The organism is Marinobacter sp. MDS2 (assembly GCF_030718085.1).
In the GTDB taxonomy this organism is placed as follows: domain Bacteria; phylum Pseudomonadota; class Gammaproteobacteria; order Pseudomonadales; family Oleiphilaceae; genus Marinobacter.
Window position 1 is genome coordinate 87242 of sequence record NZ_JAVAJF010000004.1, and the last position, 22009, is coordinate 109250.

A 22009-nucleotide genomic window follows, 5' to 3' on the forward strand; every position below is an offset into this window, starting at 1 on the left:
TCATGGCCAGAGATTATGCCAAGAAAGACCGCCCTTCCGGCAAAGGTGCTGCTGCGCCCCGAAAGCGCAATGCCCAGTCAGGCAATAAGTCTGCGGCCAAGCCGAAACGCAGTGCACCTTCGCACTCCCAACAGGGTGGCTTATCTGTGAAGTGGATTTTATCTCTGGCCGCTGTGGGCGGCTTTATGGGCTTCATTGTGTACTTGAACACCCTGCCTACGGGGCAGGAGGTTCAACAGTCGTCGCCCTCGCAGGCACAACAGACACAACCCCAAGCGCCTCAGAAGCAGCCACCGACGCAAACCGCCCGCAAGGAGCGCGACTTCCGGTTCTACGAAATGTTGCCAGAATCCGAAGTGGTTCCGCCCAAGGTTGAAGAATACACCCCCGGCCCTGCCAAACAGGCCTACGATTACGTGGTTCAGTCTGGCTCGTTCCGCAGCAAGCAAGATGCCGAGCGCCAGCGCGCCCAAATCGCCTTCCAAGGCCTACGCGCGCACGTGCAGCACGTGGTTCAGGACAACGGCAGCGAGTGGTACCGCGTGAACGTGGGCCCCTTCACCTCACGAAGCCAGATGAACTCCGCTGTGGATAAGCTGGTGGCCATAAATATTCAGCCTCTGGTTCGAAAGATTCCCAAGAAAGGTTGAATTCACTTCAAGCGCCTCCATAACGTCTGAATACCAATCTTCATCAGGCAACTGGAGCCAAAATGACTACGATTGTTTCCGTCCGCCGTGACGACGAAGTCGCCATGGGAGGTGATGGCCAGGTTTCACTGGGCAACACCGTCATGAAAGGCAATGCCCGCAAAGTACGCACGCTGTATAACGGCCAGGTGATTGCTGGATTCGCCGGTGGCACCGCCGATGCCTTCACCCTTTTCGAGCGCTTCGAAGCCCAGCTGGAAAAGCATCAGGGCAACCTGACCCGAGCGGCCGTGGAGCTCGCCAAAGACTGGCGTTCCGACCGTGCCCTGCGCAAGCTGGAAGCCCTACTGGCCGTAGCCGACAAAACCGCCTCTTTAATCATTACCGGTAATGGCGATGTGATTGAGCCGGAGCAAGGCTTGATTGCCATCGGTTCCGGCGGCCCTTTTGCTCAGGCTTCTGCCCGCGCGTTGCTTGAAAACACCGATCTGAGTGCGCACGAAATTGCCGAGAAGGCTCTGGAAATTGCAGGAGACATCTGCATCTACACCAACCAGAACCGCACTCTGGAAGTGCTGCCCATCAAAGACTGACCGGAGCGACCATGTCTGCAATGACTCCCCGTGAAATCGTTCACGAACTGAACAAACACATCGTGGGCCAGCAAGAGGCCAAGCGCGCCGTCGCCATCGCCTTGCGTAATCGTTGGCGCCGGATGCAGCTGGACAGCAGCCTGCGCGATGAGATCACCCCGAAGAACATTTTGATGATCGGCCCCACCGGTGTCGGTAAAACCGAAATCGCTCGCCGCTTGGCGAAGCTGGCCGACGCGCCCTTCCTGAAGGTAGAAGCCACCAAGTTTACCGAAGTGGGTTATGTGGGCCGCGACGTGGAATCCATCATCCGTGATCTGGCGGATATGGCCGTTAAGATGCTCCGAGAGAAGGAGATGAAGCGCCACGAGAATCAGGCACTGGATGCCGCCGAAGATCGCATTCTGGATGCCCTGCTGCCGCCTGCGCGCGATTTCAACGAAGACAGCGCCCGCGACAACGATTCCGCCAGCCGCCAGATGTTCCGCAAGAAACTTCGCGAAGGCGATCTGGACGACAAGGAAATCGACATTGATCTGAGCAGCAGCGGCGCCGGCGTTGAAATCATGGCGCCGCCGGGCATGGAAGAAATGACCAACCAGCTGCAAAGCATGTTCTCGAACATGGCCTCGGACAAGCGCAAAACCCGCAAGATGAAAGTGGCCGACGCCATGAAGCGGGTGAAGGAAGAAGAAGCTGCCAAGCTGGTGAACGAGGAAGAGATCAAACAAAAGGCTCTGCTGGCCGTTGAGCAGAACGGCATCGTGTTCCTGGACGAGATCGACAAAGTGGCCAAGCGGTCCGAAAACACCTCGTCAGACGTTTCCCGTGAAGGCGTTCAGCGTGACCTGCTGCCCCTCATTGAAGGCAGCACCGTGAGCACCAAATACGGCGCGGTACGGACCGATCACATTCTGTTCATCGCCTCGGGTGCCTTCCACCTGTCCAAGCCGTCTGATTTGATCCCCGAGCTTCAGGGACGTTTGCCGATTCGGGTTGAGCTGCAGGCGCTGACGCCGGATGACTTCAAGCGGATTCTGACTGAGCCGGATGCCTCTCTGGTGCAACAGTACGAAGCACTGATGGGTACCGAAGGCGTGAAGCTGAACTTTGCAGAAGATGCCATCGCCCGAATTGCAGAAATTGCCTGCAAGGTGAACGAAACCACCGAAAACATTGGTGCCCGCCGCCTGCACACCGTACTCGAGCGTTTGCTGGAAAGCTTGTCGTTCGAAGCCGGCGATCAGGTGACTGACGGTTTTGAAGTAACGGCTGCGTACGTTAATGAAAAACTGGGCGAGCTCGCCGAAGATGAGGATTTGAGCCGGTTCATCCTGTAACCGCCTAAGCCTTAAAGCAAAAAGCCCGGATGACAGTTGTTATCCGGGCTTTTTTTATCGGCTAGCTCGTCGGCTTATCGCATTACTGCGCCTTGGAGAACAGGTGCGTCACGTTACTCAACCCACTGGCCAAGCGACCTTTCTGCGCCTGTTTTTTCCGGCCTTTGGCCACATACAGCGGCAGCAGTTCACCGTACAGACTGGTGCTGATGGTACGTTGTTCGTCTTCCAGCCGGTCCCGGCGCAGCTTGATGCCGTATTGCGCCAGCTTCGGCTCCAGCTCATCCGCACGATTCAGAAGATCGCGACGGGTCATCTGGTAGGCGTGCTCGCATACCATACGGCGACTCTGGAAGCTGAACACGTTGGAGAAGAACAGTTTGGCGTCGTCCCGCGTGGGCTCAAACAGCAGAATGTCTTTATCCGGATAGTCTCTGGCGTATTGGGCAATCCCCGACTGCATTCTTGAATACACCATGGTGCGGAAGGTCTGGGACAACATATTCGGCATACCGGAATGCGTCAGATCACCGGCTTTCAACGACCCGGCACGCACGGCCGCACTGGCATCAATGGGCACCTGCGGGTTAACGGCAAAGACCAGATCCGCCCCATCCTCAAACGCAACAGACGCATGCAAGCCCTTCCGAAGCGTGCCGTCCACATAATAGCGGCCATCAATCTCGACCGGCACATACAAACCCGGGGAGGAGGTGCTGGCCTGAACCGCCTTCGAAATGGGTACGTGGTCAAAGCCGGGTGCACCAAAGCATACGGCGTCGGAGCTTTCCACATCCGCTGCTACAACGTACAAACTGCGCTTGAGTTGCCGGAAATCGTTGGTGCGGCCGAGCATGGTAAACGCGCGGCGCAGGTAATCGTGCAGCCCTTCGTTATCAAACAACCCGGCCGGTGCGGCCTGAGCCAGAATGGTCAGGGCTTCCAGCAAGCTTTGATCGTAGGGGTTGTTGATAAACCGGCTGACCGCCGTACTTAGCAGTTTGGGCACCGCCAGCAAACGACTGCCAATCTCGCGAAACGCAGGGCGGTAGAACACATCGGGGTGGAAAGGGTGCACCTCGGCCTCGTTGCGCACAAAAATCCGGCACAACTGCGCGGTGGTTACCTGGTTGGCCAAGTGGGAGGCCACAAACGAGCCGGAGCTTACACCAACGTAGACGTTCAGCTCATTGAAGTTGAGACCATCAAGCGCCTCGTCGAGCGCCCGCAATGCGCCGATCTCATAAATACCACCCAACGGCCCTCCGCCGCCCAGGGCAAGGCCTATTTTTGGTGTTGGCTTGAGTTCGGTCGCGTCTGTCATCAACTATCCTTTGTAGGTACTACAGGTCAGATTAACAGCACTAAGCTACCAATTGATTTTAGAGTAAACACACTAACCACGAAAACACGGCTTAAAGCGCGGCCGGCTCGCACACCGGTGTCTTAACGGGGCGAAGGTATCGGCCGAAACCTGCGTTTCTCAGTGCCAGATCCACACAACTCTTGATCACGTGAGGCGAATCCAGCAACAGAACGTCTTGCAGCAACTGAACCGCCCACTCACGATCCACGCTGCGGATCACCGATTTCACTTTCGGCAAGCTGGCCGCGTTCATCGACAGCGAGTCATACCCCATGGCCATCAGCAACAAGGCTCCGCCCGGATCACCGGCCAGCTCGCCGCAGATACCGACCGGTTTGCCCACGGCATGGGTGTCTTGTGCAATACGCACCAAGGCCTGCAGAACCGCTGGATGATAAGAATGATACAACTGGGCAACCCGCGGGTTATTTCGATCGACCGCCAGCAGGTATTGCGTGAGATCGTTGGAGCCCACCGACACGAAATCCACACGATCGGCCAGCTCACGAATCTGATACACCGCCCCCGGCACTTCGATCATCACGCCCACTTTGGGCATGTGGACATCGTAGCCTTCTTCGCGGACCTCGTGATAAACCCGGTAGATCAGGTGCAGCGATTCCTCCACCTCGGAGACGTTACTGATCATCGGCAACATGATTTGCAGGTTATTCAAGCCTTCGCTGGCCTTGAGCATCGCCCGAACCTGCAACAAGAAGATTTCCGGGTGATCCAGCGTCACCCGAATGCCGCGCCAACCCAGAAACGGGTTTTCTTCCTGGATCGGGAAATACGTCAGTGCTTTGTCACCGCCGATATCCAAAGTTCGCATCGTCACAGGATTCGGAGCAAAGGCTTCCAGCTGCTCGCGATAGTATTCCCGCTGCTCTTGCTCGGAGGGGAAGCGGTCTTTGATCATGAACGGCACTTCGGTGCGGTACAGACCGATGCCTTCGGCGCCGTGGGACAGAGAACGCACGACATCGGTCATCAGCCCGGTATTCACCAGTAAAGGCACCCGGTGGCCATCCAGGGTTTCACAGGGCTTATCCCGTAGCTCTTCCAGCCCGCGGAACAACTCGTCTTCTTCTTCGCAAATTGCCTGATAAAACGCCCGAAGGTCGGCAGAGGGCGAGGCGAAGATTTGCCCTTCGAAACCGTCGACCACCAGCTCACGACCACCCAGCTGGTTGACGGGGATATCCACCAACCCCATAACGGTCGGCACGCCCATCGCCCGCGCCAAGATGGCAACGTGGGAGTTACTGGAGCCTTTGACCGACACCAGGCCCACTAATTGCCCTTTCGGCACTTCGCCCAGCATCGCAGGGGTCAGCTCTTCGCTCACCAATACGGTGCGTTCGGGGTATTCCAGATGTTTTTGTTCGCCTTCCTGCATGTGCGACAACAAACGGCGCCCCAGATCGCGGATATCCACCACCCGTTCCTGCAGGTACAAATCATCCATCATTTCAAAATGACGGATGTACTGCTGGATCACTTGCTTCAGGGCACCCTGCGCCCAAATGCCTTCCTGAATTTTGCTGACCACTTCGCCGGGAAGTGCGCTTTCATCCAGCATGCGCAAGTAAACATCAAACAGTGCCTGCTCTTCGGGCCGAAGCTGCGAAGCCAACCGGTTGGCCACACGCTGGATATCTTCTTTGACCGCTTGAACCGCGCTCCAGAACAATTCCAGCTCACGATCAATATCCTCGGCGGGCTTCTCGGGAACCACATCCAGATCGGCTGAGGGGTATACCACCGTGCCCGTACCGATTGCGACACCCGGCGCACCGGGCACCCCGTTAAAGCACACGTCGTGGGCTTCTTCACCGGTTAACGACAGGCCGCTGATGGCGCCTGTGGCTTCGCTGTGGGCGATAACCCCGGCCAACTGAGCCGAGATCGTTACCAGAAAGGCTTCTTCGCCTTCATCAAAGCAGCGGGAGTTTTCCCGCTGCTGAACCACCAGAACGCCCAATACCGCGCGGTGGTGAATGATGGGCACCCCGAGAAACGAGCTGAAGCGTTCTTCGCCGGTTTCCGGGAAGTAACGATAACGCGGGTGGGAAGGTGCATCTTCGAGGTTGATGGGCTCCTCGCGGGAGCCGACAAGCCCGACAAGACCTTCGGAATGAGCCAGGCTGACATGGCCCACCGCATCTTTATAGAGACCTTCGGTGGCCATGAGTATGTAGCGGTTTGAGGCGGGATCCAGCAGGTACACCGAACAGACTTCGGTTCCCATGGCTTTCTGCACTCGCGAGACAATGATATCGAGTGCCTCGTTCAGATCACGGGCGCTGTTTACCTCTTGTACAATACTTCGCAAGATGCCGAGCATGGGGCTAATCCATCATTTTTGGTGTTCCTTCAAACGCCGGTTTGACTCTCCTTTTTGCCACTGTTCCATGTTGTGAAACAGTCTGGGGGCCAGTTCTCTCAGCGCGCGCCTGTACACTTCTCGTTTAAACGATATCACTTGTCCTAACGGATACCAGTAGCTCACCCACTGCCAACCGTCGAATTCAGGTGAATCTGTACCATCCACGCGAACATGCGCATCTGGTGACAACATCCGCAGCAGGAACCATTTCTGTTTTTGCCCCACACATACGGGGTGCGAGTTGTGGCGTACCATCCTCCTGGGCAGCCGGTATCTTAGCCACCCTCGTGTGCATGTGATGATCTCCACATCATTGGCACTCAGGCCAATTTCCTCTTCCAGCTCCCGGTACAAGGCCTCTTCAGGAGACTCATTCGGGTTAATACCGCCTTGCGGAAATTGCCAGGAGTCCTGCCCTATTCGCCTTGCCCAGAGTACTTCGCCCCTGTGGTTGGCCAGAATGATTCCGACGTTGGGTCTGAAACCGTCTGAGTCGATCACGGCACAGTCCTCGTAAAGTCGGTGGTCGGTTGCTTTTCCAACCGACGAAATTTGTCCAAGTTGCTCTCATTCTTACAGAAACCCAATGGTTCAGCAAACGCTGCTGCGAGCAGTACAGCTTGTCAGAGCCGTGCTAGACTGTCAGCTTCGCTTAAAAGCCTGTGACAATGGGAGGACGCGGCTTGACGCTCGCAATTTTTGATTTGGACAACACTCTGCTGGCCGGCGACAGCGACCACGCGTGGGGCGAGTTTCTGGTGGAGGAAGGGTTGGTAGACCCAGAGGTATACCGCCAGGCAAACGATCGCTTCTATCAGGAGTACCTGAATGGCGAGCTGGACGTTTTCGAATACCAGCGCTTTGCTCTGCAACCGCTGTCCACCCACAGCATGGAAGAGCTCGAATCCTGGCGCGAAACGTTTATGGCGAAGAAAGTGCAGCCGATGATGCTGGAGAAAGCCGCCAAGTTGTTGGCCGATCACCGCGCTCAGGGGCACACGCTGATGATCATTACTGCCACCAACCGATTTATCACCGAGCCGATTGCGGAGCTTTTGGGGGTGGATTACCTGATTGCGACCGAACCGGAGTTGGTGAACGGGCGGTTTACCGGCGAAGTGGCAGGAACACCGAGCTTTCAGGACGGCAAAGTGGTGCGCCTGAACGACTGGCTAGAGGCCTTCAATGAAACGTTGGACGGCGCGTGGTTTTACAGCGACTCCCACAATGATGTGCCGTTGCTGAAACTGGTGCAGAACCCAGTGGCTGTGGACCCAGACCCTACATTGGAGAAACTGGCTGTTGAGAGTGGCTGGCCGGTGATGTCGCTTCGGGACTGATACTCCGGCATCTGTTCGCCGGTCATCGATGGGACACCCTTCCGGGATACGCTGTGAATACATCCATGTAAGCTCGACAAAATCATCCCTGATTTTGTCGATCCCGGAAGGGTGTCCCACCGATGACCTACTTTGTGCAGTAGCTGACTACCTTTACAGAAAACCGGTCAGTGACCGCACGAAGCAAGATTTGATGTAATCCGTTTCAGGAATACCGGGCACAACCGGATGATCCGGCGCCTGATGACCTTGCTCCAGCAACTGAACGAAACGGTCAATCTTACGGCCGCTGCCGCGGATGATGTCGATCAGCTTTTCCTGCGACAAATGCATGGAACAAGACGCAGACACCAGCAGCCCATCCCGCTCAAGTAATCGCAACCCCAGCTGATTCAACCGGGCATAAGCCTGTTCACCGGCTTTTTGATCACGACGGCGCGGAATCAGCGCGGGTGGATCCAGTACCACGATGTCGAACTTCTCTTTCTCGTCCGCCAGCGCTTTCAAGGCGTCAAAGGCATCGCCTTCAATGGTATCCACATTATCCAGCCCGTTCAGCTTGGCATTGTGATGCACTGAATCCACCGCGGACGATGACGCATCCACACAAGTTACTTGAGAAGCACCGGCAACTGCGGCCTGAATACCCCAGCCCCCCACGTAACTAAACACATCCAACACCCGCTTACCCGGCGCATAGGCCTGCAGCCGCTGACGATTCATCCGGTGATCGTAAAACCATCCCGTCTTCTGTCCGCCAGCCAACGGTACCTCAAACTGCGCGCCGTTCTCTTCCACCCGCAGAACGTCTGTCTCGGGGCCATGAGCAAATTCCACATAGCTGGAAAGCCCTTCCACCTTGCGCATCTTGCCATCGTTCTTCAGCACCACCACACGAGGATGCGCCAAACGCTGAACCGCACGCACAATAGCGTCTTTCATCAGCTCCATGCCCGCCGTGGAAATCTGCACCACCACAACGTCATCAAAACGATCCACCACCAAACCAGATAGGCCATCGCTGTCACCAAACACCCAGCGGTAAAACGGCTTATCAAACAACCGATCCCTCAACGAAAGCGCCGCCTCCATCCGGTCCGTCAAGCGCTTGGGGGTCATACCGTGAGCAGGCTCCCGACTGATCAAACGCCCACAAATCAACGCATGGGGGTTCACAAATACCGTACCCAGCGGCTTGTCGTTCGATGCCCGCAACTGAGCCTGAGCCCCGGCTTCGAATTCCGTTAACGGGCTGCGCTTGATGTCCACCTCGTTACTGTAAACCCACAAGTGGCCAGCACGGAGACGGCGTTCTGCGCCTTTGCGCAGGTACAGAATCGGGAAATCCATTAATTAGTCACCTGAAAAATTGGGGCGAGGGAATTTTGTGCGGCCAGCACACGGTCCGAGCGTGGCGCCGGGGAAGGTTTCCAAAACCTTGCGGAGCCATGGATGGCGGAGCAGAGCGTACAGGGAAGTATTCACAGCGTGTTTTGGAAACCTTCCCCGGCGCCATGCCCGCACTAGGCAAGCAACTTAGCCTTCTGAAGCCACGTGCTCAGCGTAAGCCTCAGGATCCATCAAGCCATCGAGCTCGCCTTCATCCGCCAGCTTAACCTTGAACATCCAGCCTTCACCATAAGGATCATCGTTGACAATCTCGGGCTCGTCCTCAAGCTTCTCATTCACCTCAAGAACCTCACCAGTCACCGGGCTAAACACATCCGAAGCCGACTTCACCGACTCCGCAACACCCGCTTCCTCACCACCGTTAACCGTAGCACCCACTTCCGGCACTTCGATAAAAACCACATCACCCAACTGCTCCTGGGCGAAATCCGTGATACCAACAGTCGCCGTACCATCAGCCTCAACCCGCACCCACTGGTGCGTATCGATATACTTAAGATCCGCAGGGATATTGCTCATAATTTGTGTGTCCTGTTGAAATTTTTTGCGCAGTTTAACCGAAGAGCTTAGTTCCAGCGAATGCTACGGGCCAGCTTCATAAATGCAACCAGATAATCCACCTCCTGATCCCGCTCGCGAAAGCCCAGAAAAATCTGTTTCGGCATACCTTCCTTGCCCAACGACAATGCCTTAATCGGCATTTTCTGCGCGTATTCATCCACCAACCAGCGCGGCAGTGCCGACACACCGCGGCCCGCAGCGACCATCTGCAACATGATATCGGTTGTTTCGATCGTTTTATGGAACGCCGGTGCGGCGTGGGCCGGCAAAAAGAAGCGAGTAAAGATATCCAGTCGCTCCGGCGCTACCGGATAGGTGATCAGTATTTCGCTCGCCAGCTGCTCTGGTTCTACCCAGTCACTTTGTGCCAGCGGATGATCGCTCGCCACCACCAACACTTGTTCATAATCGAACACCGGCTCAAAGCACACGCCGGGGCGATGCAGAGGATCAGGTGTCACCAGCAAGTCGATATCATGGCCGAACAGCGCGCCCATTCCACCAAACTGAAATTCTTGTTTCACGTCTACATCCACATCCGGCCACTGCTGCAGATAAGGGCCGACTACCTTCAATAACCACTGGTAACAAGGGTGACATTCCATCCCCACGCGCAAGCTGCCACGCTGCCCCTTGGCCACTTGCCCGACCAGCATCTCGGCGTGTTCAAATTGCGGCAGAAGCCGGTTGGCGAGCGACAGCAGTTGCTCACCCGCTTGGGTAAACCGCAACTGCCGCCCTTCCCTGAGCCATACCGGCGTTCCCAATTGCTGCTCCAGCTTCCGAATCGCGTGGCTCAACGCGGATTGCGTCAAATGCAGCTGCTCGGCCGCAGCGGTGAGCGAACCCTGCCGTTCAACCGCTCGAAATATTTCCAAATGACTTCGTTCAATCATGCCCTAACCGTGAATTCTGCTCATGAATTGTTGAGATAATACCATTTTTATTCATCACAAAAACTTTCTAATCTAGCTCACCTACTTACAGCAGAAACCACTAAGGACAGCATCATGGTGACAACACACAATCTCGGCTTTCCGCGCATTGGCGGTCAACGAGAACTGAAATTCGAACTGGAACAGTACTGGGCCGGACGTAAAACTGAACAAGATTTGGCCGCAACCGCCGCGGAGCTTCGCCAGACTCACTGGCAACAGCAATCTGGCCTCGACTTTGTGCCCGTGGGCGATTTTTCCCTCTACGATCAAGTGCTCGACATGTCTGTCACGCTCGGCAATTTACCGGCTCGCGCGGCAGACAAAGAAGGAAACGAGCTCGACGTCTACTTCCGCGCCGCCCGTGGCCGAGGTGCCAACGACAGTCCTTGCTGTGCCATCGCGGCCGGCGAAATGACCAAATGGTTCGACACCAACTATCACTACATTGTGCCGGAGTTCACCGCTGACACTGAGTTCAAGCTGAACCCTGAGCGACTCATCAATCAGTTGGCGGAAGCACAACAGCAAGGCGTATCAGCGAAACCGGTGATTATTGGCCCGGTTTCTTACCTGTGGCTTGGCAAAACCTCCGACGGCAGCAATCGCCTTGATCTATTGGAGCGCCTGCTGCCTGCTTATTCACAATTGCTGGAAATTCTCGCTGATGCCGGAGCCGAATGGGTTCAAATCGACGAACCCGCACTCGTAACAGAGCTAGACGCCAACTGGCGTTACGCCTTTAATCTGGCCTATCACCAACTGAAAGCGAATCGCCCGAAGTTGCTGCTGGCCACCTACTTTGGTGAACTGCGTAACAACCTGCAACTGGCTTGCGAGCTGCCCGTAGCCGGGGTTCATCTGGACGCCATCAGCGCACCGGATGAGGTTAACCGCATTGCCGATTGGCTGCCGACGCACAAAGTGCTGTCGCTGGGGGTTATCAGCGGTCGAAACATCTGGAAAACCGATCTGAATAAAACGCTGGACTGGCTAGAGCCAGTGCACGAAAAACTTGGCGACCGCCTGTGGCTGGCACCATCCTGTTCACTACTACACGTACCTGTTGACCTGGCACAAGAAACCGGATTGGATCCTGAAATCCGTAACTGGCTGGCCTTTGCTCTGCAGAAGCTGGACGAGCTTCAGGTGCTGACCCGCGCTCTCAACGAAGGCCGCGAATCGGTACAACAGCAACTGACACAAAATCAGGAAGCCATCGACAGCCGCCGCCATTCGACTCGCGTTACTAACCCGAGCGTTCGTGCAGCGGTCGCGGAGATAACAACGGAACTGGGCAATCGCCAGAGTCCGTATGCCCAGCGCATTCTGCTTCAGCAGCAGAAACTTCAGCTACCCGCATTTCCGACCACCACCATCGGCTCGTTTCCACAAACCCCGGAAATCCGCCAGGCCCGTTTGCAGTTCCGAAAAGGCGATTTAGCTGCGGCCGACTATGAAGCCCATATGAAGGCCGAGATCGAACGCTGCATTCGTAATCAGGAAGCCTTGGGCTTGGACGTTCTAGTGCACGGTGAAGCTGAACGCAACGACATGGTGGAATACTTCGGTGAACAGCTGGAAGGCTACGCGTTTACCCGCTTCGGCTGGGTGCAATCATACGGTTCGCGCTGCGTTAAACCACCCATCCTGTTCGGCGACATCTGCCGCCCGAAAGCCATGACCGTAGACTGGATTCGCTACGCTCAGTCACTGACTGACAAGCCCGTAAAAGGCATGCTGACCGGCCCGGTGACCATCTTGAACTGGTCGTTCGTGCGGGACGACCAACCCCGCAAGCACTCATGCCTGCAACTGGCACTGGCCATTCGCGAGGAAGTCCAGGATCTGGAAAAAGCCGGCGTGGGCATCATTCAGATCGACGAAGCAGCCCTGAGAGAAGGCTTACCGCTGCGTCAGTCGGATTGGGAAGGTTATCTCGATTGGGCCATCAACAGCTTCCGCATCGCTGCCAACGGCGTAGAGGACAGCACACAGATTCACACGCACATGTGTTATTCGGAGTTCAACGACATCATCGAAGCCATCGCTCGTATGGATGCCGACGTAATTACCATCGAAACGTCACGGTCTGACATGGAGCTGCTGGACGCATTCAAGAGCTTCGAGTACCCGAACGACATCGGGCCCGGGGTGTATGACATTCACTCCCCTAACGTTCCCGACAAAGAGCAAATCATCAACCTGATGAAGCTCGCCGCAGAGCGGATTCCGGCGGAACGGCTGTGGATTAACCCGGACTGCGGGCTGAAAACGCGAAAGTGGGAGGAAGTGACACCCGCGTTGGAGACCATGGTGGCCGCCGCGCAGGCGTTGCGGGCATAAGGTAAACGTAGAAAGGGTGTGCCAAATGGCACACCCTTTTTTGCTTTCAACCGATATGCACGGTAATGATTTACCAACCTTCTAACGGTACGCCGTGTTCCTTGAGGTAGGCGCCGTGTTCTTCGAGATAGCTTTTCGTTAAACCGGCAAAGTCTGCAGGGTCCCCTGGCACTTCCTTCGCAGTAACTCGCAGTACCTCCACCGCATTCGACAACTGGCTCATTATCCACACAACAACCTCCCCACCGGGGGCTAATCCCAGAACCAAGTTATATCTTGGGAGATAGCGGGCATCACCTTTTGGAGTATATGTAAGCGCTGGTTCGCTCATACGCTTTTCCAAATCCAGAGGCACTCGAATCAATGCGGTGTAGTACTTCTGCTCAGCAAATGAAAACCAATGCAGTGCGATTAAGTTAGGAAACGGATCCATACTTCCACCCGACCCAAAAGGGCCATTGTCCCCCTTCCAACAACATTCCACCCCTCCCCCTACGGGTCCACGCCAACTCCTTACTCCCGACTTTTCTAAATGCGCATCAATTAACCACATGTGATAGTGTTCAGGCGCAGCAACGGTAATATCCCAGTGCACCTTTTCATCACCCCAGGAAGCACAACCTGTCAAAAGACTTGTGATCACGCACATCAGGATCGCTATCAAAATTCGCATAAGCCATTCTCAACGATTGGGATGGATAATTCGCTCACCAGAACTCACCGGAGCGTTTGGACTAAAATTTCGGCCTAGACGTAATTGAAATAGTGCGCTCTTTAGCAAAAATTTAAGCGGGTCATAATTGGCTGAATGATGCGTGTATCGCTGCCGGATCATTTTTCCCTGATCTGCTCTTAATTGGATTTTGTCCTCTCCCGCGACGACTTGTTCCATCATCTCCCCCGAAATAGCTATTAAGTCATCAGGCAGTCGACCAACAGCGCTATCGAAGTCCAAATCCTGGAACGGAACACCCATCTGAACAGCCAATGTTCGCATGAGATGGAGCGCTATTCGCGAGTATTCCCCCCGGATGTTGCGCACCATCCTCAACGCCAACTCTATGCGTCCTCGCGGGGCCGGATGCTCAGATTCGATCTTATAAATACTTAAACTAGCATCCCCAAATGGACCAAGGTCTTCCGGGTTCGGATCATGATATTCAGATGACCTGACAGGTAAACTGAAATCACCTATCCATCCTTCCGATGTTTTTACGCGCCGTAGCTCTTCGAGGTTATCCCATTGCATCGTTTGGTCAGGCCAATCAATTCGATCATTATCGATTTTATGATATTTACTGATAATCAAATCTTCTCGAAGAATATCTGGGTATCCTCCACCAACATCGGAATGCGCTCCGGGCAAAACGATTTCCCTAAAGTTCTTCGGGATCTCTCCATTCGCATTTCGCAAACTGTTCAATGCAAAATTTTCCCTAAATTCATCGGCAGCAACTAGATGAACCGCATACTTGACGCTCTCTGGTGCGAGATAAACGTCTACGGGGTCGTTTCGGTCGTTACTGGGCGACAGATCCAATTCAGCTGGATTGATAACGGCCGAGACAGTATCAAACAATCCGACGAAACGAATCACCACACGCTTCGGCCAACCAATCCCGTTCTTCAACAATACCCGACCGAGCGCACCATCTAATCCCCGATTTATCTCATATGCCGCATGGCGTGCTGAAGCAGCACCGCGGCTAAATCCAAACAAGTCGATAGTTAGACTCGCAATGTCATCTGACACCCCGAATGCGTATATTCTTCGAGCGACCTGTAAAAACGCATCTTCTACCTGGCTGATAATTCCGGTTTCTCCCATTCCTGAGATCGCCCCCACGGTTGAGTCCTCCCCTCCCGTTTTAGTGCCAATACCCGGAGCGTATACCCAAAACCTCCGGATGATCCCAATGTCATCAACTTTATTGGACTCCTCATATAGATCTCTGAGTTTGGCCACATTACTCGGGGCGTTCCTATAGCTCCCACCACCCGACAACCCCAACCAATATTGACACTCCTCCTCCGATATCTCCCCTCGTTCAAAGGACTGAACACACTCCTTAGCCACGCGCTCCTCTAGCTCCCGAGAATTCTCGGCGTTATTCAAGGTGCCATCGGTAAAGATGCCGATTTCGAGGTGGATTTCCTGAGAGGCTTTTTTCTTTTCGGATTCGTTATTTCGCACGGTGGATAAGGCAAGCGGTGCCACTGCCTTCGCAGGAAGGCTCGTGCTTGAGGTTTGGGGTGTCGATCGTTGTTGCCGAGCCTCTTCTTGCTGTCTCTCGCGATACTCTGCATCAAACTGGCTGGCACCTAAGTGCCCTATGCCTCCAACGCCATGGGAGGCTAGTTGCTGCGGTGTAATGCCGTGTCGGTTTAGTGCATCCACGCTGCTGCGTATTTCGGAGTTAGCTAAACCGTCACCTAAAGCCCACTGCTCCTGCCCATCGCCGGAGCTGCGCCAATACACCACCGGAGCTGAGGGCTCACCATCGACAACCTCATGGACTAACCAGAGTTCGCCGTCATCAATTCGACGCACGACCTCCTCAACTAACGCGGCACGGTAGTTTCTTGCGGCACGGCCACCACCGGGAGACGCACGGGATCTTCCAAGCATGCGCTCAAGATCACTGCTGTTGGCATTGTGTGCGTGATCAAGGATAAGGCTTTTAGCTTTGAAAGCTGCAAAAAAAGGAGATTCCAACCGGGGCAAATCTGCCGCACGCAGATCCCAGGTGCTTACAATTTTCATGGCTCGTCATCCGTTGACTGAGGGTATTCGTCCTTGTGAAGCGGTGCTCACATCATTGCAATAGTAACAAACTGACTATCCCGGTCAGTGAACTGCCTTCCATTGGCACACTGACGGTTACCGGCAAGAGATATGCAGGTTTTGCTCAATACCCTGAGCTGTTTTCGTCCAGTTCGAACTTGAACCGGGCTGCTCTGCGAACTTCGGTAGAAACGCTCCCGGAAGGATCTAGCTCGATCCACCGATAGCCCGGTGGGCGGGGCTCTACGGAGAAGTCACTGGCTCCGGCAGTAAACTGGATACAGGTGGAGGGAGTGGCGAGCAGTTGAACGCCATTCCGTTGCCGTTGTAGCTCTTGATGAATATGCCCCCACAGCACGACTTTCACCTGGGAATGCCTATCGATAATCCGCCAAAAGGCCTCGCGAGTTTTAAGGCCAATCTTTTCCATCCAGTCGGAACCAATGTCCACTGGGTGGTGGTGCAAGCAAACCATTGTAGGTAGTTCGGGCTGTTCAGAGAGCGCGCTGTCGAGATGAGCCAGCTCTTCGTCTGACAGCTCACCAAACACTTTTCCATGAACGGAAGAATCGAGCATGACGAAGTGCCAGCCGCCCTGCACCCTTTGGCGCTGATCGGCTTGAAACTCGGCCGCTATCGAGTTCATCAACGGCGTATCGTCGTGGTTGCCGGCAATCCAGAGGGACGGGCAGTCAAACGTTTTCAACTGCTCGCCGAAATAGCGGTAGGCTGCCGCCGAGGCGTCTTGAGAGATATCGCCTGTGGCCAGGACCAAGTCGGGTTGCCCGTGAACCTTGAGCACTTCAGCAATAACGGCAGCTAGACTGTCTCGGGTGTTCACGCCCAGCAAGGCTCCGTCTGACTGCGCGGTCAGGTGGGGGTCCGTCAACTGCAGCACCCGTAACGGGCGGTTGGGTTCAGATTGGGTCATGCAAGCCCTGCTGTTGTCTCTGCAACTGGTTATTTGTTCTTAGTTTACGATGACTGGCGCTCGTTGCATTAGCTACGAATTAAGGATATGTCACATTCTCGCCAATCGCGCCTGATATTTTGCAGTATTTGACAACCATGACACAGGCTAAGGTGCCTGCAATAGGATTTCGGCTCAGTCTCCGCCCTGTCCCGCCGTCCAAACAGCATGTTCCAACGGTAGGTGACCAAAGCGCAGGCAATAATCCAACCAGTCAGCAAGAAAGCCGTTGATCTGAACTTTCTCATCCGGGTGGTGCATAAACCGGTTCGGGTAATCGTTCACAGGGGCGATATGGCGGTGACGGTAACAGCTGATCACTTCTGCCATTGTTGCATCGTGATAAACGCGAACGGTCATCTTAGGGTTGTTCAGCCAACGACCACTGTTGTGCACTTGTTCAAGCAACAACGTTTCCGTAAATCGTGCCGTTTGCAGGCGTTCGATCCGAACCCGGCCTAGATACTGATCTTCCCGATGTAACTCGATTTCGCACACCGCCTCATTTTCAGCATCAAGCTGTCTCAGCTTCCGAAGCCGATGATAGTTGCCATCACACAGCGCACCGAGCTGTCGTAAATCGGGGACGTATCGCTTTGGTCTCTTAACCCATTCGGTCATGCCCGCCACTCCTCTCGCAACCGGTCCCGGTTCAGCTGCAGCCACTGGATGGCAATGATGGCGGCGGCGTTGTTGATGCGCCCATCGGCAATCATGGCGAAGGTTTCTTCAGCTGAAACCACATGAGAGAGAATGTCTTCATGCTCCTGTTCAACACCAAAAACACCTCCAGCACCGGCTGTGCTGATTTGCCCGCAGTAGAGGTGGATCATTTCGGTGGTTCCCCCGGGGGATACCATGTAATCACAGATTTTATCCAAACGGCTGAAGCTCAGCCCGGCTTCTTCCTGACCTTCGCGCTGCGCAACGTCTTCCGGGCTTTCGCCCTCTTCGTTCATACCAGCAACGAGTTCAAGCAGCCACGGCGATTGATTGCGCCCGAGCGCACCGAGGCGGAATTGTTCAAGTAATACGACTTCGTCCCGTTCCGGGTCATACGGCAGTACGCAGGTGGCGTCGCCGCGGATGAAGAGCTCGCGGGTGAAGGTGGGCATTTCACGGCCATCGAAACGCGGGTGGGTCAGCCAGAGCTTGTCCATGCGGAAGAAGCCCTGGAAGACGGTTTCGCGTTTTTCGATTTTGACGTCGTTGGCTGTGAACTGGAACGGTTGTGGCATCGGTTCTTCCGGTTTAGTCATCGGTTTTGAACGATAGCCGTTATTGTGGGGGGGCTGCAAGTTACAGCCTTAGCCTGCGTGCTTGGTGTTAGGCAGACCTTGGGATAGGCATTCCAAAAACCGCTCCTTCGGCACATCCATGTGGCGCTTCTGCTCCGCCATCCATGGCTGCGCACATTTTTGGAATGCCTATCCCAAGGTCCGCCCCTGACTCTGCGCAGCTCGCAACCCTCAAGAGCCTGTTTACGATAACACTGCAGAAGTTTAATAGGGCCGGGGTGGTGGGGCGGTTCAGAAATTTGCGGAGCCAGGGATGGCGGAGCAGAAGCGCCCACGGATGGCTCGAGCGTTTTCTGAACCGCCCCGCCACCCCGGCTCACATCTCCCAACCAACAGGCTAGGAGACGTAAAGCACCAAAGTCAGACCTTGTCGTAAAGCTTAGAGCCAGACTCCACAAACTCGCGGGATTTTTCCTGCATGCCTGCGTCGATGGCACTCACTTCATCCATGCCCTGCTCTGCTGCGTAATCCCGTACTTCCTGTGAGATCTTCATGGAGCAGAACTTCGGCCCGCACATCGAGCAGAAGTGGGCCACTTTGGCAGAGTCTTTCGGCAAGGTTTCGTCGTGGAACTCCCGAGCCGTGTCTGGGTCCAGCGCCAGGTTGAACTGATCTTCCCAGCGGAACTCAAACCGAGCTTTGGACAACGCATTATCACGAATCTGTGCACCCGGATGGCCTTTCGCCAAGTCAGCCGCGTGGGCTGCAATTTTATAGGTGATGATGCCGGTTTTAACGTCATCCTTATTGGGCAAGCCCAAGTGCTCTTTCGGCGTGACGTAGCAGAGCATGGCACAACCGAACCAGCCAATCATCGCTGCACCGATGCCCGAGGTGATGTGGTCATAACCCGGTGCAATGTCTGTGGTCAGAGGTCCGAGGGTGTAGAACGGCGCTTCGTCACAACACTCCAGCTGCTTGTCCATATTCTCTTTGATCAAGTGCATGGGCACGTGGCCGGGGCCTTCGATCATGCATTGCACGTCGTGCTTCCAGGCAATCTTGGTGAGTTCACCCAAAGTTTCCAATTCACCGAACTGCGCTTCGTCGTTGGCATCGGCGATGGAGCCTGGACGCAAGCCGTCGCCGAGGCTGAAGGACACGTCATAAGCCTTCATGATTTCGCAGATGTCTTCGAAGTGTTCGTAAAGAAAACTTTCTTTGTGATGCGCCAGGCACCACTTGGCCATGATGGAACCACCACGAGAGACGATGCCAGTCGTCCGCTTCGCAGTCAGCGGCACGTGATGCAGGCGCACGCCGGCATGAATGGTGAAGTAATCCACACCTTGCTCGGCCTGTTCGATCAGGGTATCGCGGAAGATTTCCCACGTCAGGTCTTCGGCTACGCCGCCGACTTTTTCAAGCGCCTGATAAATCGGCACGGTGCCGATGGGAACCGGAGAGTTCCGGATGATCCACTCGCGGGTTTCGTGGATGTTCTTGCCGGTGGATAAGTCCATCACAGTGTCTGAGCCCCAACGGATACCCCAGGTCAACTTCTCGACTTCTTCTTCAATGGAAGACGTGACCGCGGAGTTACCGATGTTGCCGTTGATCTTAACCAGAAAATTACGCCCGATGATCATCGGTTCGGTTTCCGGGTGGTTAATGTTGGCGGGGATGATTGCCCGGCCCCGTGCCACTTCTTCACGAACAAATTCCGGAGTGATTTCCGCCGGCAGGCTGGCACCAAACGACTGGCCCGGGTGCTGATCATCCACCAGCCCCTGCTCACGGGCTTCTTGGAGTTTCATGTTTTCCCGAATGGCGATGTATTCCATTTCCGGGGTGATGATGCCTTGGCGGGCGTAGTGCATCTGAGTGACATTCTTGCCGGGCTTCGCCTTGAACGGCTTTCGCTCGTCCATAAAACGAAGCGGGTCCAGAAGTGGATCTTTCATGCGGCGGCGGGTGAATTCGGAGGTGTAGCCATCCAGCCGTTCAACATCGCCACGTTCGGCAATCCAGTTGGCACGAACTGGCGCCAAACCTTTGCGCAGGTCGATTGTTGCTTCCGGGTCGGTGTAGGGGCCAGACGTGTCGTACACCAGCACCGGCGCATTCTTCTCGCCGCCCATTTCAGTCGGGGTGTCACCCACCGTAATTTCCCGCATTGGCACCCGAATATCAGCTCGGCTACCCTGCACATAGATTTTTCGTGAGCTTGGTAATGGTTTGATTGCTGCCGAATCCACTTTTGCGGAGTCGCTGAGGTATGCTGGTATGTCCGTCATGTCTGCTCCCAGGATATCTGAGGTGTCAGGTCGCGCATGACGGAGCACTGCCAAAACGCCTTTTAGGGCTGCTTGGCACTGTTCGTGCGGTCTTAATCCCTACGCCGGTATTATCCGGATCAGGTCGCGGGTTCTGCGTTGCAATCTCAGCCTATCGCCCGAATTTGGCGATTCAGCACCCCGTCAAGACGCGAAGATAGAATTCGTTGCTCCCACAAAGTGTGAGCATCTCAAGTGTAGAGACGGGGCACATTATTGTCCATAATGTGCCACCGATACTTTTGGCCCATACTGTCGCATTAATATTCGGCACGATGGCCTTACGATCCTTGTATCCAGATTACGGATGCCCGGAGACAGTTTGTCAGGAGATACAATGAAAAAACGCTTACTTCCAGGACTGATCACCCTGCTTGCAGCACAGCCTGCATTTTCTCTGGATTTGATGGAGACTTACGAAAAGGCGCTGTCTTACGACTCGGGCATTGCGTCGGCCAACGCGCGCTTTCAATCTCAGCAAGCGGCCAGTGACGTAAGCAAAAGCACACTGCTGCCTCAGATCGGCGCTTATGCCGAAGCCAACCACATCGACTTCGAGGCGGACAATGGTCAAGGCAGTGACAGTTACAAGTCTCTGAATTACGGCGTGCAACTCACCCAGCCTATTTTCCGGGCCGATAACTGGTTCCGCTACGACGCCAGTAAATTCCAGACCGAAGCCGCGCAAGCCCAGTATAACCTGGCACAGCAGCAGCTCATTCTTGATGTGGCAACGGCTTACTTCAACGTGTTGCGCGCCCAGGATACCGTAACCACCGCGCAAGCCACCGAAGCGGCCATTCAGCGCCAGTTCGAACAAGCACAGGAACGCTACGATGTGGGCCTGATTGCCATTACCGAGGTGTATGAAGCGCGCGCCAGCTACGATGACAGCAAGAGCCTGCGCATCGCCGCTGAAAACCAGTTGAACGTAGCCCGGGAACAGCTGGCCCGCCTGACCGGCGAATATGCCGCCGATCTGGAAAATCTGCGGGAAAACTTTCCGCTAGGTCGCCCAAATCCGATGGACCCGGCATCCTGGGAAGCTACGGCACTCGATCAGAACTGGTCTATCCAGGCAGCCATATACCAGCTGAACGCCAGCGAAGCCAATCTGAAAGTGGCCAAATCCGGCCACATGCCAACGCTTGATCTGGTGGCGTCCTACGGTGAAACTGAGCTTGAAAACGCCAAAATGCCGCAGCAGGAAGGTACGCAAGGCGTTATCGGGCTAAAGTTGAATGTGCCGCTGTATATGGGCGGTGGTACCCAAGCCGGTGTTCGCCAGCAACGCTCTCTGGTAACGGTTGCTGAGCAGGACCTGAACACGGTTCGCCGGGATGTGCAGGTGAATACTCGCAGCCTGTTCCTGACCGTCAACAACAACGTGGAAACCGCTTCTGCGCTTGAACAGACGATCATCTCACGCCGCAGTGCTCTGGATGCAACACGCGCTGGATACGATGTAGGAACACGGAACATTGTGGAAGTGCTGGATGCCGAGCGGGCGTTCTACGTGGCACTTCGCGATTACGCCAACGCCCGTTACGACTACGTGATCAACTCTCTGCAATTGAAGCAGGCTGCCGGAACGCTCAGCCCTCAGGACCTGATCGAGCTGAACAACTGGCTCAGCGAAGGTGCCCGCGGTATTGAAGCGATGGCCAACGACGGTAAAACTCTGGAAGATCCTACCGAGTAAGTCCCGCCGGTTTTGCCAGCAACCCCGGGCCAATTAAGGCCCGGGCG

18 protein-coding genes and 1 riboswitch are annotated in these 22009 nt (G+C 55.2%); of the genes, 6 read left to right on the plus strand and 12 right to left on the minus strand.

The window, feature by feature from the left end; translation table 11 throughout:
- The first annotated feature begins 2 nt into the window (after positions 1–2).
- The 3 genes from Q9245_RS14915 to hslU all read left to right on the plus strand — a co-directional run bounded on the left by Q9245_RS14915 (position 3) and on the right by hslU (position 2583).
- A complete protein-coding gene (locus Q9245_RS14915) occupies positions 3–650 on the plus strand; it encodes an SPOR domain-containing protein (protein WP_305897925.1) in 648 nt (215 codons plus the stop codon).
- A 62-nt stretch (positions 651–712) separates the two neighbouring features.
- Positions 713–1243 (plus strand): ATP-dependent protease subunit HslV, encoded by a 531-nt coding sequence (gene hslV / locus Q9245_RS14920; RefSeq protein ID WP_305897926.1) that lies wholly within the window; start codon positions 713–715, stop codon positions 1241–1243.
- Between the two features lie 11 nt (positions 1244–1254).
- A complete protein-coding gene (hslU, locus tag Q9245_RS14925; RefSeq protein ID WP_305897927.1) occupies positions 1255–2583 on the plus strand; it encodes an ATP-dependent protease ATPase subunit HslU in 1329 nt (442 codons plus the stop codon).
- A gap of 82 nt (positions 2584–2665) precedes the next feature.
- Here the strand turns inward: hslU and Q9245_RS14930 are convergent, their stop codons facing one another.
- From Q9245_RS14930 to Q9245_RS14940, 3 genes are all read right to left on the minus strand, one after another.
- On the minus strand, positions 2666–3907 hold the full coding sequence (locus Q9245_RS14930) for a patatin-like phospholipase family protein (protein ID WP_305897928.1): 1242 nt from the start codon (positions 3905–3907) through the stop codon (positions 2666–2668).
- 91 nt (positions 3908–3998) lie between these two features.
- The gene (gene ptsP, locus Q9245_RS14935; protein ID WP_305897929.1) at positions 3999–6296 is read right to left on the minus strand and encodes a phosphoenolpyruvate--protein phosphotransferase; all 2298 of its coding nucleotides are present in this window, start codon (positions 6294–6296) and stop codon (positions 3999–4001) included.
- A 12-nt stretch (positions 6297–6308) separates the two neighbouring features.
- The gene (locus Q9245_RS14940; RefSeq protein ID WP_114335856.1) at positions 6309–6839 is read right to left on the minus strand and encodes an RNA pyrophosphohydrolase; all 531 of its coding nucleotides are present in this window, start codon (positions 6837–6839) and stop codon (positions 6309–6311) included.
- 182 nt (positions 6840–7021) lie between these two features.
- Between Q9245_RS14940 and Q9245_RS14945 the strand changes: the two genes are divergently transcribed.
- Positions 7022–7678 carry an HAD family phosphatase gene (locus Q9245_RS14945; RefSeq protein WP_247064827.1) on the plus strand — a complete coding sequence of 219 codons (657 nt, stop codon included), beginning with the start codon at positions 7022–7024 and terminating at the stop codon, positions 7676–7678.
- A gap of 153 nt (positions 7679–7831) precedes the next feature.
- On the opposite strand, the gene Q9245_RS14950 is transcribed toward Q9245_RS14945, so the two are convergent.
- The 3 genes from Q9245_RS14950 to Q9245_RS14960 all read right to left on the minus strand — a co-directional run bounded on the left by Q9245_RS14950 (position 7832) and on the right by Q9245_RS14960 (position 10545).
- Positions 7832–9028, minus strand: a complete 1197-nt coding sequence (locus Q9245_RS14950) for a class I SAM-dependent rRNA methyltransferase (protein WP_305897930.1) — start codon at positions 9026–9028, stop codon at positions 7832–7834.
- A gap of 186 nt (positions 9029–9214) precedes the next feature.
- Positions 9215–9607, minus strand: a complete 393-nt coding sequence (gcvH, locus tag Q9245_RS14955) for a glycine cleavage system protein GcvH (protein WP_305897931.1) — start codon at positions 9605–9607, stop codon at positions 9215–9217.
- A 47-nt stretch (positions 9608–9654) separates the two neighbouring features.
- On the minus strand, positions 9655–10545 hold the full coding sequence (locus Q9245_RS14960) for a LysR family transcriptional regulator (protein ID WP_305897932.1): 891 nt from the start codon (positions 10543–10545) through the stop codon (positions 9655–9657).
- 114 nt (positions 10546–10659) lie between these two features.
- On the opposite strand from Q9245_RS14960, the gene metE reads away from it, so the two are divergent.
- Entirely contained in the window at positions 10660–12930 is a 2271-nt protein-coding gene (metE, locus tag Q9245_RS14965; protein WP_305897933.1) for a 5-methyltetrahydropteroyltriglutamate--homocysteine S-methyltransferase, read from the plus strand.
- Between the two features lie 70 nt (positions 12931–13000).
- On the opposite strand, the gene Q9245_RS14970 is transcribed toward metE, so the two are convergent.
- From Q9245_RS14970 to thiC, 6 genes are all read right to left on the minus strand, one after another.
- Positions 13001–13603 (minus strand): DUF2931 family protein, encoded by a 603-nt coding sequence (locus tag Q9245_RS14970; protein WP_305897934.1) that lies wholly within the window; start codon positions 13601–13603, stop codon positions 13001–13003.
- A gap of 9 nt (positions 13604–13612) precedes the next feature.
- Positions 13613–15694: a DUF2235 domain-containing protein gene (locus Q9245_RS14975; protein ID WP_305897935.1), complete on the minus strand. Its 2082-nt coding sequence runs from the start codon at positions 15692–15694 to the stop codon at positions 13613–13615.
- 145 nt (positions 15695–15839) lie between these two features.
- Positions 15840–16646, minus strand: coding sequence for a 3',5'-cyclic-AMP phosphodiesterase (gene cpdA, locus Q9245_RS14980; protein ID WP_305897936.1), 807 nt, complete (start codon positions 16644–16646; stop codon positions 15840–15842).
- A 174-nt stretch (positions 16647–16820) separates the two neighbouring features.
- On the minus strand, positions 16821–17306 hold the full coding sequence (locus tag Q9245_RS14985; RefSeq protein WP_114335848.1) for a DUF1249 domain-containing protein: 486 nt from the start codon (positions 17304–17306) through the stop codon (positions 16821–16823).
- Positions 17303–17923, minus strand: a complete 621-nt coding sequence (locus tag Q9245_RS14990; RefSeq protein ID WP_305897937.1) for an NUDIX domain-containing protein — start codon at positions 17921–17923, stop codon at positions 17303–17305. Before Q9245_RS14990 ends, Q9245_RS14985 begins: the two co-directional genes overlap by 4 nt.
- Positions 17924–18343: 420 nt before the next feature.
- On the minus strand, positions 18344–20221 hold the full coding sequence (thiC, locus tag Q9245_RS14995; protein WP_305897938.1) for a phosphomethylpyrimidine synthase ThiC: 1878 nt from the start codon (positions 20219–20221) through the stop codon (positions 18344–18346).
- 79 nt (positions 20222–20300) lie between these two features.
- Positions 20301–20414, minus strand: a riboswitch (TPP riboswitch).
- Between the two features lie 183 nt (positions 20415–20597).
- Here thiC and Q9245_RS15000 point away from each other — a divergent pair.
- Positions 20598–21962 carry a TolC family outer membrane protein gene (locus Q9245_RS15000; protein ID WP_305897939.1) on the plus strand — a complete coding sequence of 455 codons (1365 nt, stop codon included), beginning with the start codon at positions 20598–20600 and terminating at the stop codon, positions 21960–21962.
- Positions 21963–22009: the final 47 nt, after the last annotated feature.